The 13,501-nt window shown below is 35.8% G+C and carries 13 protein-coding genes; 3 read left to right on the forward strand and 10 right to left on the reverse strand.

Annotated elements, in window-relative coordinates; translation table 11 throughout:
• Positions 1-275 precede the first annotated feature (275 nt).
• The 3 genes from MKY29_RS21795 (at position 276) to MKY29_RS21805 (ending at position 2,287) form a co-directional block, all read left to right on the forward strand.
• Positions 276-800: an RNA polymerase sigma factor gene (locus MKY29_RS21795; protein WP_093495549.1), complete on the forward strand. Its 525-nt coding sequence runs from the start codon at positions 276-278 to the stop codon at positions 798-800.
• A complete protein-coding gene (locus MKY29_RS21800) occupies positions 790-1,617 on the forward strand; it encodes a hypothetical protein (RefSeq protein WP_340880744.1) in 828 nt (275 codons plus the stop codon). The genes MKY29_RS21795 and MKY29_RS21800 overlap by 11 nt, the downstream gene beginning before the upstream one ends.
• A gap of 217 nt (positions 1,618-1,834) precedes the next feature.
• Positions 1,835-2,287, forward strand: a complete 453-nt coding sequence (locus tag MKY29_RS21805) for a hypothetical protein (protein ID WP_269922023.1) — start codon at positions 1,835-1,837, stop codon at positions 2,285-2,287.
• 101 nt (positions 2,288-2,388) lie between these two features.
• Here the strand turns inward: MKY29_RS21805 and rlmH are convergent, their stop codons facing one another.
• From rlmH to MKY29_RS21855, 10 genes are all read right to left on the reverse strand, one after another.
• Positions 2,389-2,868, reverse strand: a complete 480-nt coding sequence (gene rlmH, locus MKY29_RS21810; protein ID WP_093495556.1) for a 23S rRNA (pseudouridine(1915)-N(3))-methyltransferase RlmH — start codon at positions 2,866-2,868, stop codon at positions 2,389-2,391.
• Between the two features lie 87 nt (positions 2,869-2,955).
• The gene (locus MKY29_RS21815; RefSeq protein WP_090567385.1) at positions 2,956-3,123 is read right to left on the reverse strand and encodes a CxxH/CxxC protein; all 168 of its coding nucleotides are present in this window, start codon (positions 3,121-3,123) and stop codon (positions 2,956-2,958) included.
• Positions 3,124-3,290: 167 nt separating this feature from the next.
• Complete coding sequence (locus tag MKY29_RS21820) at positions 3,291-4,523, reverse strand: S1C family serine protease (RefSeq protein ID WP_340880749.1); 1,233 nt, start codon at positions 4,521-4,523, stop codon at positions 3,291-3,293.
• Positions 4,524-4,660: 137 nt separating this feature from the next.
• Positions 4,661-5,449 (reverse strand): MBL fold metallo-hydrolase, encoded by a 789-nt coding sequence (locus MKY29_RS21825; RefSeq protein ID WP_269922025.1) that lies wholly within the window; start codon positions 5,447-5,449, stop codon positions 4,661-4,663.
• 12 nt (positions 5,450-5,461) lie between these two features.
• Positions 5,462-6,265 (reverse strand): two-component system regulatory protein YycI, encoded by an 804-nt coding sequence (locus MKY29_RS21830; RefSeq protein ID WP_093495559.1) that lies wholly within the window; start codon positions 6,263-6,265, stop codon positions 5,462-5,464.
• A complete protein-coding gene (locus tag MKY29_RS21835) occupies positions 6,252-7,577 on the reverse strand; it encodes a YycH family regulatory protein (RefSeq protein ID WP_093495560.1) in 1,326 nt (441 codons plus the stop codon). Before MKY29_RS21835 ends, MKY29_RS21830 begins: the two co-directional genes overlap by 14 nt.
• Positions 7,568-9,391: a cell wall metabolism sensor histidine kinase WalK gene (gene walK / locus MKY29_RS21840; protein WP_093495561.1), complete on the reverse strand. Its 1,824-nt coding sequence runs from the start codon at positions 9,389-9,391 to the stop codon at positions 7,568-7,570. The genes MKY29_RS21835 and walK overlap by 10 nt, the downstream gene beginning before the upstream one ends.
• A 6-nt stretch (positions 9,392-9,397) precedes the next feature.
• Positions 9,398-10,102, reverse strand: coding sequence for a response regulator YycF (yycF, locus tag MKY29_RS21845; RefSeq protein WP_090567368.1), 705 nt, complete (start codon positions 10,100-10,102; stop codon positions 9,398-9,400).
• A gap of 200 nt (positions 10,103-10,302) precedes the next feature.
• Positions 10,303-11,781: a peptidoglycan DD-metalloendopeptidase family protein gene (locus MKY29_RS21850; protein ID WP_340880754.1), complete on the reverse strand. Its 1,479-nt coding sequence runs from the start codon at positions 11,779-11,781 to the stop codon at positions 10,303-10,305.
• A gap of 359 nt (positions 11,782-12,140) precedes the next feature.
• Entirely contained in the window at positions 12,141-13,427 is a 1,287-nt protein-coding gene (locus tag MKY29_RS21855; protein ID WP_090567362.1) for an adenylosuccinate synthase, read from the reverse strand.
• Positions 13,428-13,501: the final 74 nt, after the last annotated feature.

Below are 13,501 nucleotides of genomic sequence, written 5' to 3' on the forward strand. Positions count from 1 at the left end.
TACTTATCGAATCCTACAAAATCCGACATATACAGTAGTATATTTAAAAAAATCGATAAATTTTGTTCATTTAGGCTTCTCTATATTTTTCTTTTGCTTCAGCATTGTTCGATTTGACAATTGCATAATATAAAGGAGACCACCTGGAACGTTGTTATACCAACGTTCCAGGTGGTCTCCTTTATAAACCGCACTTTCTTATGATAAGGTTTTTGACACATCATGAAATAAAAATCGTCTAATAAGCAGAGACCTATATAGGAGGATCAAAATTAATGCAAAACGAAAGAGAGATTATTTCCAATTGGTTTTTTCTCTATAGCCAAGATGTTTTCAATTTTTTAGTTTACTATTCAGGAACTCGTGATGTAGAAGATCTCGTACAAGAAGTGTTTATTAAGGCAGCTAAAGGTATGAGCACCTACCGAAACCATGCGACGCCCAAAACTTGGCTCTTTAGCATTGCCCGTAATCTAGCCATCGACAAAGCGAGAAAGAACAAAACGAAGATCAGTCGAACGAATGTGGCTTTCCATGAGGAAACTTTGGATCAGCACATCGGATTTTCTCCTGAGCAAATTCTGATAGGCCATGAGGAGAAACAAGAATTGTACAGTAGGATCAATCAGCAAAAAAAGAAATATCGGGATGTGCTAATTTTAAGGGGCATTCAAGGATTGTCCGTGAGTGAAACAGCACAAATACTAGGATGCAAAGAAACCGCAGTTCGAACCAACTATCATCGTGCAGTCAAGGCATTACAAAATGAACCGAATTGGAGGGAATCTCATGAAGGATAATCTAAAAAATGTCCAGGAGAAATTAAACGAATTTCCGTCATATCACATGAGCCAGTCTACTCAAGTTCTCCTCCATCAACAAGTGATGGACACCATCGAAGATTCTGAAATCCGACAAAAACGAAAAGGAGTTTTTCTCATTAAAGCCAAAGTAGGGATTGTTACGGCGGCGGCTGTCGTAATCGTTAGTATTTTATCCGTAAATCTATTAAATGATAATCCAAACTCATCCAGTGGAGAGAATCCTATACCCATTAATCAGGACGTTGACCAAGAAATCGAACAGACGCCTGGCGAAGAAGAGGACAACAATTTGTATGATCCCCTCCTGCTCGAGCAACAAGCTACAGAGATTCTTCAAGCGATCCATGACCATGATATGGATGTACTGTCCAGTCATGTACACACTGAGAAAGGTTTACTGTTTTCGCCTTATTTTTCTGTGATGGACGATACAGTAAGATTTGAAAAGAATGAGGTACCATCACTATTAGAAAGTGAGGCAACGTATTTGTGGGGCTATGGAGAAGCGAACATGGAAATACAATTGACGCCAGCGGACTATTTCGACAAGCATCTTCAAGTAAAGCGATTCTTTAAATCGGATGAAGTCTTTGTCGATACACAAAATCTAGAAGTGGACCCTACCAATTATTTAAAAACGGTTTTTCCTGATTCAAAAATTGTTGAGTTTTATCATGCTGGTACCGAACAATATAGTGGAATGGATTGGAGAAGTCTCAACCTGGTTTTCGAACAAGATGAAGAAGGTGCGTGGCGTCTAGTGGCAATAATCAACAATCTCTTTACTCCTTAACCGTGCTTATGCAAATTAGATATCTGCTTTAGGGGTTTTTTAACATCAAAAGTAAAACAAGAAACAAGCCATCAGACTAGGAACAGTACTAGTTCGATGGCTTAATTTGTATTTATTTTTATTTATGGTACGGTTCACCTCATCATATTAACTAGGAATTTTCATAACCGAAACTTTTTCCATTATTTTACGTAGTAAGAGAAAGGGAGTGGCTATGGTGCGAAAAATTATATTAAGCGTAATCATGATACCTATTTTGTTTCTAACTTATTATTTGGTGGAACAATATCACCTTAGTGAAACATCGAAAATTCTGGAAGATTTTCAATTTGTAACGCCGGAACGTCTCAATTCATTGTCGATTGTGCAATATCCGGAAAAACGAGTATATACAAGCTTTCATGATGATGAAGTACAACAAATGCTAAAGACGTTTAATAAATTAGATTTAAAGAAAACGAAGCGTTTATCGATGAGTGAAAATTATACGAAAATAAGATTTATGGAGGACGGCTTGCAATATTATATTGAATATCATTTATATGACAATGGTTTTATAAAATATGTAGAAGATGGGTTAGCTGGTGGTAAGAACATCACTTATAAAATGGAAGAAGAAAAATTAAATACAATCCTTGCCTCATTATTGATGGGAAAAACATTAGAGTAAGAAAAAATAAGCCTACTTGCAACAAATGTTTACTAAACGAAAACAGCACCTTCCATTTATTTTGGAGTGGTGCTGTTGCTATTTTTCAAAAAAAACCGCACTTACTTATGATACGGCTCACCCTTCATAATCCTAAAAGCTCGGTAAACCTGCTCTACCAACACTAACTTCATTAACTGATGTGGCAATGTCATTTTACTAAAGGACAATTTTTCGTCAGAACGTTTCAATACATCTTCGTGTAAACCAAGAGATCCGCCAATAACAAAAGCGATTTTACTTCTACCATAAGTCATGAGAGACTCCATATCGTTTGCTAGCTGCTCCGAACTTTTCATTTTCCCTTCTATTGCTAAGGCAATTACATATGTGTCCGATCCTATTTTAGCTAAAATTCGATCACTTTCTTTTTTCTTAACAATTTCCATATCGGCTTCACTTAAATTTTCAGGTGCTTTTTCATCTGGTACTTCCACTAAATCGATTTTGGCATATGCACCTAATCGCTTTGTATATTCCTCTATCCCCATTTTTAAATACTTTTCTTTTAATTTTCCCACCGATACAATTTGTATATTCACAGGTTATCCACCTTTACATTTCGTTTACAAACAAGTTATGCACATCACTTATACACATATCCACAGCACTTATCTACATATTGTGTTTCAATTTTCATTAGCCACAATATATAATGCAGAGCTTTCACAGTATGAACAAACTGTGGATAACTTTTCTTCATTCTTAATCTCTTCTAGCATTGGAAATGTTTTTTGTTCCGCTACAAACATGTCTAAAGCGTGATTTATATGGTTTTCGCAACTGAATATTCTCACTTCTATCTCTCCTTTCGTTGTCGGAATACTTTTAATAGTTATACACAAAACACCTATCGTTATCCACAACCTATTTTACCAAACAAAAAACGAGTAGGAAAGACAAGCCTTTCTTTCTCTACTCGCTGTGTAAATCTTTCATTTACATTATTAAGTTATCCACATGTTTATAATTCAGATGATTCTTTTAAAACGAGTGTTAATTCGACTAACTTTCCTTGTCTGTATACTTTGACTTTCAGTTCGTCTCCAGTTTCCTTTTCATTGTATAAGTGTTTTCGTAACTCAATCGTATTCTCTACTTTTTCTCCATCCATTTCTACAATAACATCATATGATTTCATCCCTGCTGATGCAGCTGGAGTTCCTTCCACTACCTCGTCAACTACTACACCAGTTGTAACTTCCCCTGGTAGTTTTAAAGTTTCTTTTTGATGAAATGCAGGTACATTCGTCAAGTCAATAAGGGTGATTCCCATCGATGGACGATTTACTTTTCCATTTTGCTCTAAATCCTCAATGATTGGAATAGCCGTATTGACTGGAATAGCTAGACCAATTCCTTCAATTGTAGATTCAGATATCTTCATCGAGTTAATACCGATAAGCTGACCTGCCAAATTGATCAAAGCTCCTCCACTGTTACCAGGGTTAATCGCTGCGTCTGTTTGTAAGACCTCTGACTGCCAATCCTCTAAACCATCTCCGTTTAAATCAACTGGTACCGCACGATCTTTACCTGATACCACACCTGTCGTAACGGAGCCATAAAAATCAAGTCCTAATGGGTTACCGATAGCAATTACAGTTTCTCCTTGCTTTAATACTTCTGAGTCTCCAAATTCTATAACCGCTTCTACACCGGCATCGTCAATTGCCAGAACCGCTAAATCTGACCAAATATCTCCGCCTACAATACTTGCTTCTACTTTAGATCCATCAGCCAATGTTACTTCCACTGATTTTGCATCTTCAATAACATGATAATTTGTAATTACATATGCTTTACCATTTTCTTTCTTATAAATAACACCTGATCCTGTGCCTGCATCCTGAGTAGCTTCTGATTGACTCCAGAAGTTTGTAACGGATTGAATGTTCGTTATTCCTACAACCGCACTAGAAGCTTTTTCTACAGCACCTGTTACATCTGTCGTGACATCTACTGAAAGCTGCTCGGTTTGTTTGATTGTTTCACTCGATTTTGTTTCACTGTCTGAAGGCAGGTTGGTCACCACGGAAGGTATTAAAAACCAAACAAGTAATGCACCAACTAATACACCTGCTAGTCCACTAAAGAAATAGCCAGCAACTCCTCGCTTTTTCCCTCCTCGTTTTTCGGGTTCTATTGGAGATTGTTCATTAGGTAGCTGTGGTCCATACGGGTTATTTGTATCCATCTTTCTCTTCCTCTCTGTTTCTAATAATCCTGTATTAACAATGTACCCATTCCACATTAAAATAAGATGAAAATTACTTGAAAAATAAATAAAAGTTCCAAATACTATTCATTCATAGTATTTGGAACTTCGATTTTTTAGACATGCACTAGCTCTGTTGGTTTATTTGCATCCGTGTCATGAAGATGCACATATTCTCCTGCAATCACACCACAGGACTGAAGTGTTTGTGCCACACTCATACGAGCCAGGTCCTTCATATTATTATCTTTGCTTAAATGTGATAAGTAGATATTCGTATTTTTCAGATCAATTACTTCACTCATGGCAACTGCAGCATCCTCATTGGAGACATGTCCCACGTCACTTAATATTCTTCGCTTAACTGACCAAGGATAACGACCCATCTGCAGCATACTAACATCGTGATTGCTTTCAAAGACAAAGGAGTCTGCCCCTTTAATAAGACCTTTCATCCGATCGCTCACGTAACCAGTATCTGTTATTAAAACAAGCTTCCTGTCGTTTTCGTGAAAAATGTAAAACATCGGGTCTGCTGCATCATGAGATACAGCAAAAGATTGGATATCAATGGACCCAAACTGTTTTACTGTTTCCATATCAAATTGAAACCGCTGGTCTAGTGGAACTTTTCCGATAAGCGGATCCATTGCAGACCAGGTTTTTTCATTTGCAAAAATAGGAACTCCATACTTTCTAGCTAAGACCCCTAATCCTTTAATATGATCACTATGCTCATGTGTTATAAAAATCCCTGATAGCTTTTTAATATCACGATCTATTTCCTGAAATAACTCATCCATCTTTTTGCCACTTAGTCCTACGTCTACTAAAAAGGAATGCTCTTCATTTTCCACATAAACAGCATTACCGCTACTACCACTTGCTAATACACTGAACTTCATTGTTAAAACTCCTTATTCTACTACTGTTTGTTCCGTCTCTTTTGGTATCTTAATAACTCTTCCTTCTACTGCATTTACAAAATGTTCCTCAGTTTTTCCATCTATTAGTTCTACAACAATATGCCATGTTGGTGCAAAAACTTGTGTCTCTGTTACCTGAGCCAAAGTCGAGTATCCAAGTTCAATTTCTTTTATTGTTGAGTCTGGTTTTAAAAGAATATTATCATACAATATTTTAATCACCTGTAAATGCGGCACCAATTTTTGCGACACATTATAATTCTCTAAGTCGTCTAGTATAGTCTGTTCATAACCAATAAGCTCGTTTTTATCATTCCAATGAACTACCAGCCTTGCATTCGAATTATAGTAAACCAGTCGTTTATCAACTTGTTGAAAGAACGTAGCTGTTTTACTTTCTTCATCTATATCCCAAAGGCCATAGGCTGATCCTCTTATTACTTGGTCATGTACTATTTTTTCTAGTGTATTTTCATCGGTTATTTTTATAGGTTCATTAAGAGTGCTGACTAGTTTGACGCTGTCATGTATTTCGACTGTTTGATTTTCCATTCCTTCTATTTCTTCCAGTTTAAAATTATGGACGGTGCCTGAAACATAAGAAGCTTCATGGATCCCTTTATCTGTCTCCAAAATTTTTATATTATCCAAAAAAAGCTTTTCCGAGATAGGTGTATCATTAGGAATGTCAATTTGTTGAGATTCAGTATACCGATTCATATATAGCGAAAGTAAGAATACGTTTAAAATAGAAAATACAATAATAAATATAGTCTTTGTTTTATTCCAATCCATATTTTGCACCTCCTAATAACTCGGGAGATATACGTATCCAGCTTCCACTCTCCACGTAGTACCAAGAAGGTTCCAGATTAAACTGAGACTCGGTCTCATCTCGGGATAAATAATATCCAATTACAACATCATCAATAGTACTCGTATCAGTATCTGTTGCAGTAGATAGAAAATCATAAATTGACTGTCCTGAAGCTAGCTGTACTTCCCTTGTTTTCAAAGGAACAGCAGCAGTAAGCGTGTAAAGAGGGCGCATATATTGATGCACTCGATCAGTTCCCCACTTTAGTGAGATTTCATATATCTCCCTACCAAAAACCGGTAGGCCAGCAAAATACAGTTGATAATTAATTTGACGATTTTCAGTATTCATTCGGGAATAGCGGTAGTCATCTGTCCATCCGTTATGCTCATTGACAAAATTTAAGCTATTTTGAATGAGATCTACAGACTTTGCTGGGTTTTCATTCTCCGAAGCAGGATGAACATAGTTTAAACTTCTAGTACTAAAATTCACTTTCATTAACGCACTATCATCCGTGAATTGTTGTTCATTCATACTAACAGGATTACTTCTCACTAGGTTTGGATTATTAAATAGAGCATCTTTAAATTTATCGGTATTAATGTCTTTAATGGAATAAGTATAACTCAGGATATTTTCTGGTGTCGATGAAACGTATACCGATAATTTATCGTCTGTAATTATTTCATTATACACTTGCATAGTTTCTGTATGCTTTAAAATACGATTGGTAAACCCTGCATTATTTACTTTTTCTGCAGTTGCCGTATACATCTTCTGCTGTGATGTACTAATAAAATAAATGTTTAAACTATCCGAGGTTTCCACATTCCAATCGATTATTAAACGATTAAAATGAGCATCCGGAAAAACCTGTTCTGTAAAAGTTAAGCTAGTGCCTAAAACTTCAACAGGGACATCTGCTGCAAAAAAGAAACTTGCACGATTAGGTGTTTTTATAAACTCATTTATTTGATCGGTACTTAACTTATTACTAGATAACTCGACCTTTTGAATTTCCCATTTTTTCATGTTAATGAACACTGATTCGATTGGTTGACTGTTAAAAGTTCCTTTTAGCCCATCCTTTTGGCTAACAATCATACGATACGGTTTGATAATGTCTTCCATTTCCTTTTTTTCAGCAATGGCTATATCTACAGTTGTTCCTTCATTTGACTGGATAACCGGTGAATATGTCCATATAGCAAAAGTTAAGGAAAAACTGAGGAGAATAAGTAAGACTAAAACAACTGATTTTACTTGCTCAATATATTTCAATCCCATTCACCTACCTCATCCGTTAAAATATCCAATGTGAAGAAAATGGTCGTTCCTTGGCCTTCTTCGCTTTCTGCCCATATTCTACCACCATGGGCTTCAATCATTTCCCGGGCAATTGCTAAACCTAGCCCTGTACCACCCATAGATCTTGCTCTTGCTCGATCTACTCTGTAAAAGCGATCAAAGACTCGATCTACATTTTCAGATGGAATCCCCATTCCATCATCAGAAATCATTACTTTCAAAATGGAATCCGTCACAACTACCCCAAAACGTATATTCCCACCATCTGGAGAATATTTAATCGCATTTGAGATAATATTATCGATTACTTGTGTTAACTTATCAGTATCGATATCCACATAATAGGCTTTATCTGAGAGCATGCGGACAAAGGTAACATGATCAGACTTGGAAAGTTCAAATCTGTCTATAATCCGGTTGAAGAACTGATTAAAATTAACAATCTCTCGATTCAAATCATAGTCTCTGCTATCCATTTTAGATAATTGTAGAAGATCATTTACAAGTCGAATCATTCGATGGGTCTCTGTTTGAGTTACTTGTAAGAAAGAGGGAGCTATTTCCTCGTCTTTCCAAGCACCATCAGCTAACGCCTCCAAGTAACTACTCATTGTAGTAAGTGGTGTACGTAATTCATGGGAAACATTCGCTACAAATTCTCTTCTTTCTATATCCACTTTTTCTTGTTCGGTATTATCGTGTAATACTGCGATTAAACCGTTAACGAAGCCAGTTTCTTTTTGAATAACCGAAAAATTGGCACGTAAGATAAATGGCCGTTCATTGGAGCTTAAATCCAAGTTAAGAGCTTCTTTTAAGTGTATTAAATCTTCAAAGGAGTGTTCGGAGTCTATTCCAAGCACAGATATAATCGGACGATTTAATACCATTTCCCTTGGTATACGCAATAATCTAAGTGCAGGATCGTTTATCAATATAACTCTACCTTTACGGTCAGTTGCTAATACCCCATCTGTCATGTTGGTTAAAACGGAGGCTAGCTTTCTTCGTTCTGCTTCCGTTGTAGATTGAGATTCTTGCAGTCTATTCGTCAAATGATTAAAAGCAATTGCCAGTTGTCCAATTTCATCACTTCCATATACTCGTACTTTTCTGGAAAAGTTACCTTTTGCCATGGCTTGAGCTTGTCGTCTCATATCGGAAATTGGACGTGTAATTGTCTGGGCAATTAGTATTCCTAATATAACTGTAATGACTAAAGCCATTGCAGTACCTCCGGCAAGTATTCGATTAATTTCATTCATCTGTCCAAACACATTTTCAATATTAGATTCTATATATAATGTTCCAATTACTTCTCCTTTTGAAATAATAGGTGTAGCTAAAACCCAAATTCTAACATCACTTTTTCTATCTAACGATATATTTTCTTGTGCAGCTTCTGCTGTAATGGATTTACGAACTAGATCATCCATTGATCGTTGGCCAACAATCGACTGGTTGTTTGAATCTGAGGTTGCCAAAATCTGATACCTAGCATCTATAACGCGTACTTCTTTAATATCAATTGAATTGAGACCAGCCAAAATAGAATATAAACTTTGTTCTGGTGTTTGGTCTTCTTCGCTCCGTATTTTTATCATTTCTTCCCGTGCACTATATTCTATTAAGCTAACTCGATCAGTAATTGATTCTTGAAAGTTTTCTCTTAATGTCTTCTCTAGGCCACGAACAAAATATAATCCTATAATTTGCATAGCAATAATAATAAGTAATACATAAATCAGCACAATCTTTACGTGAATCGATTTAAAGTATCCAACCTTTTGCATTAAATTCTACTCCTGTTCAGGACTTCGTAAATAGTATCCTACACCTCTTCTAGTTACTATCCATGTTGGATGACTTGGATTATCTTCAATTTTTTCACGTAATCGTCGAATTGTTACATCTACTGTACGGACATCACCAAAGTAATCGTACCCCCATACTGTTTGTAGTAAATGTTCACGAGTCATGACTTGTCCTATATGTTTTGCCAAGTAATGCAAAAGCTCAAATTCTCGATGCGTAAGCTCTATTGTTTCTTCCCTTTTTAACACCAGATACGCATCTGGTTGAATAGTCAGTGGACCAATAACTATTTCATTTGTCAATACTTCTGCATCTTCTTGAATAGTTTGGTGTCTACGCATATTTGCTTTAACTCGAGCGATTAATTCTCTAGTACTAAATGGTTTTGTAACATAATCATCTGCACCTAGCTCTAGTCCCAGCACTTTATCTATCTCTGAATCTTTTGCAGTCAGCATGATAATAGGAAAATCATATTTTTTTCGAATTTCTCTACAAACTTCCATTCCATCTTTGTTAGGAAGCATAATATCTAATAACATTAAATCTGGTTGATCCTCTTCTACCTTCTTTAATGCCTCATCGCCATTATATGCACAGGCTACTTGATACCCTTCTTTTTTTAAGTTAAATTGCAGTATGTCTGCAATTGGTTTTTCGTCATCTACAACTAATATTTTCTTACTCATTTTTAGTCCCCCTTATTCTCGTATTCTATATTTAACTCAATTGAATTATTTTTAACAATAATAATATTAACTTTAACATTGTTTTAGGCTTCATGCATCTCTCAAGAAGCGGTGGTGCTATAGTTCGACTTACTTTGACAAATTATTTCCCAGGAAATTCATAAAAAAGAGACAGTCCATATTGCGACTGTCTCTATATATTATTTATTTAATACAGTTAAAGGATTAATTGTAACACCATTTTTTTCCACTTCGAAATGTAGATGTGTTCCTGTAGAACGCCCAGTACTTCCCATTACACCAATTTTAGTGCCTGTTGGAACTACTTGCCCTACTTCCGCTGTAATAGAAGAAAGATGTGCATACGTTGTTTTGTACCCATTTTGATGATCGATGATTACACGGTTGCCATATGTACCATCCCAACCAGCCGCAACTACAATTCCATTATCTGCTGCTTTTATTGTAAAACCACTTGGTCTTGCGATATCGATACCTTCATGTTGGCGGCCCCAACGATATCCCATTTTACTAGAAATATATCCACCTTCAGCTGGCCAAGCAAATACTCCCGAGCCGCGTGAAGGAATTACTTTCGTTCCTTTTAATACAATGTGCTCTTTTGGTTCTACAAGAATTTTTTCTTCTACAATAGATTGACCAACTTGTACTCCATTCTCTTTGCGAATTAAGTAAGTTGCCTCTTTTTGACCATCCGAACCTTCTTGTTTTACCTTCGTATCACCTTTATACATATCCTCTGTTTCTTCTACTTTTTTCGTATGTATTATGGCTTCTACTGCTTTTTTCTCATACTGTACTTCTATATTAATAAGTGGTTTTAGAACTGTTACATTTAACTCTTGACCTATTTGTAATACGGTAGAATCCGTTACACCAGGATTAAGTGCTATAAGTTCTGCAGATGTTAAATTATGCTTATTAGCAATAGTACCTAAAACATCGCCTTCTGCCACAGTATATAACTCTTTTTCTAATGTTCCTTCTAAAAGTAGTTTCACAGCATCGTCTGGTGAAACAATCCGATTAGGAGCTGTGTCTACTGTAACTCCTGATACTTTTTCTTTTAAGATTAAATTAGCAATACGAGTTTCATTTTCTTTTAACTTGGGTAAAGATTCACTAGTATTATTTCTAGCTTCCAGTGTGTTCAGCTCTTCTTCTGAAACAAAATGTAACTTTAGTTTTCTTAAAGCTTCATCGTAAGCCTCTAAGTCTTTGACGTAGACTGCCATCTCGTCATTGATCGATAATGCAAATGCTTTTGCCTCTACTTCTATTAAGCCATCTAGCTTTTGAAGTGTAGTCTCGTCATTTGTATTGGGAGTAAATACTTGTTCTGGTACTACCGATAAATTAGATCCAGCTGTTAAAGTCATGTTTTTAAACTGGGAGCTAGATTCTTCAATCTTTTTGTCGAGCATTGATTGTATTTTGGTTTGATCCGAAATAGCCCCTACATATTGACCATCCGTATATATATGGTATATTTCTTTTAATGTATTGCTTTCACTTTCTTTTGCAAAAGCCATATTAAACGAAATACTTGAGATAAGTAAAACTGATACGGCTGCTTTTTTCACCATATTTGACTTTCCGTTTGAAAGAACATCCAGTTTTGATACCTTTTGTTCCTCATTCTTACTTTTCAAAAACATGATAAAGCCCCTTCCAAACTATCTGTAAAATCTTCAATCATTTTCATGCTTCTCTAATTTAACATATTTGAAATGAAGATGTGTAGCTTTCTAGACGGTTGTAAAGAAACTGTAGTATTGGTTCCATATATTACATTATTTTTTCAATTTATGGAAATATATAATCTTTTTTACCTAATAATTCGATTTTTATAAATTAGTTTTCTCCAAATTATTCATATTTTATACATAAAGCAGTAAAAATCTTTGTTATATTTGTCATAATAGAAGATTCACATAGTGAAGCTTTTTCAAATTTCTACATTAACAGACAAAAAACCGTCAAAAAGCTTATGCTTCTTGACGTTTTTTTTTGTTCACTATTTCCAAACACTTGTAATGATATTAGTTTGGGTACGATCTGGTCCAACTGAGAAGATGGATATTTGTACTCCTGTAAGTTGAGAAATACGCTCTAAGTAATGACGAGCTGTTTCAGGAAGTTCATCTAAAGATTTACAGTTAGTAATATCTTCACTCCAACCAGGCATTTCTTCATAAACTGGTTCACATTCACTTAAAATACGAAGATTAGCTGGATATTCTGTAATTAATTCACCTTTATACTTATATGCAGTACATAATTTAACTGTATCTAAACCAGTCAATACGTCAATAGAGTTAACTGTTAAATCAGTTAAACCACTTACGCGTCGAGCATGTCTAATTACTACTGTGTCAAACCAACCAATACGACGTGGTCTACCTGTAGTTGTCCCATATTCTTTACCAACTTCACGGATTTGATTTCCTATTTCATCAAATAACTCCGTTGGGAAAGGACCATCACCTACACGTGATGTATATGCTTTACAAACACCTACTACATGGTTTATTTTTGTTGGACCTACTCCCGCACCAATTGTTACTCCACCAGCTACTGGATTTGAAGAAGTTACAAATGGATAAGTACCTTGATCGATATCCAACATAACTCCCTGTGCACCTTCAAATAAAACACGACGACCATCATCTAATGCGTCATTTAATACTTTTGAAGTATCCGTAACATATTTGGCGATCTCTTGCCCATAGGTATAGAATTCTTCTAAAATTTCCTCTGAAGTAAATCCTTCTGTTTCGTAAAACTTCTCAAACATTCTATTCTTTTCTTGTAAGTTAAGTTCTAATTTTTCTTTAAACACTTCATAGTCCAGAAGGTCAGCAATACGGATTCCAACACGTGCAGCTTTGTCCATATAAGCCGGTCCAATACCTTTACCTGTCGTACCAATTTTATTTGCTCCTCTGCGAGCTTCTTCCACTTCATCTTGTTTTAAGTGGTATGGAAGAATAACATGTGCACGATTAGAAATACGTAAGTTTTCGGTTGTTACTCCGCGTTCATGCAATCCTTTTAGTTCTTTCACAAGTGCTCTAGGATCTACTACCATTCCGTTTCCTATAACAGAAATTTTATCTTTATAGAAAATTCCTGATGGAATCAAGTGAAGCTTGTACGTTTCTCCTCCAAAAATAATTGTATGACCTGCATTATTACCGCCTTGGTAACGTGCAATTACTTCTGAGTTTTCGGATAGAAAGTCTGTGATTTTCCCTTTACCTTCGTCTCCCCATTGTGTTCCAACTACTACTACTGATGGCATTTGCCAGCACCTCCGTCAGACATTTCATATGTCCTGATTCAAACAGTGTAATTGTACCAATCTAAATGCACTTA

The sequence above is a fragment of the Psychrobacillus sp. FSL K6-2365 genome (assembly GCF_038003165.1).
Classification (GTDB): Bacteria; Bacillota; Bacilli; order Bacillales_A; family Planococcaceae; genus Psychrobacillus; species Psychrobacillus psychrodurans.

Excerpts from the sequence above, each read along its gene's own strand:
- walK (WP_093495561.1), bottom strand. The coding sequence starts at position 9,391 with ATGCAAAAGGTTGGATACTTTAAATCGATTCACGTAAAGATTGTGCTG.
- yycF (WP_090567368.1), bottom strand. The coding sequence starts at position 10,102 with ATGAGTAAGAAAATATTAGTTGTAGATGACGAAAAACCAATTGCAGAC.
- MKY29_RS21825 (WP_269922025.1), bottom strand. The coding sequence starts at position 5,449 with ATGAAGTTCAGTGTATTAGCAAGTGGTAGTAGCGGTAATGCTGTTTAT.
- MKY29_RS21830 (WP_093495559.1), bottom strand. The coding sequence starts at position 6,265 with ATGGATTGGAATAAAACAAAGACTATATTTATTATTGTATTTTCTATT.
- MKY29_RS21795 (WP_093495549.1), top strand. The coding sequence starts at position 276 with ATGCAAAACGAAAGAGAGATTATTTCCAATTGGTTTTTTCTCTATAGC.
- MKY29_RS21855 (WP_090567362.1), bottom strand. The coding sequence starts at position 13,427 with ATGCCATCAGTAGTAGTAGTTGGAACACAATGGGGAGACGAAGGTAAA.
- MKY29_RS21820 (WP_340880749.1), bottom strand. The coding sequence starts at position 4,523 with ATGGATACAAATAACCCGTATGGACCACAGCTACCTAATGAACAATCT.
- MKY29_RS21850 (WP_340880754.1), bottom strand. The coding sequence starts at position 11,781 with ATGTTTTTGAAAAGTAAGAATGAGGAACAAAAGGTATCAAAACTGGAT.
- MKY29_RS21835 (WP_093495560.1), bottom strand. The coding sequence starts at position 7,577 with ATGGGATTGAAATATATTGAGCAAGTAAAATCAGTTGTTTTAGTCTTA.
- MKY29_RS21800 (WP_340880744.1), top strand. The coding sequence starts at position 790 with ATGAAGGATAATCTAAAAAATGTCCAGGAGAAATTAAACGAATTTCCG.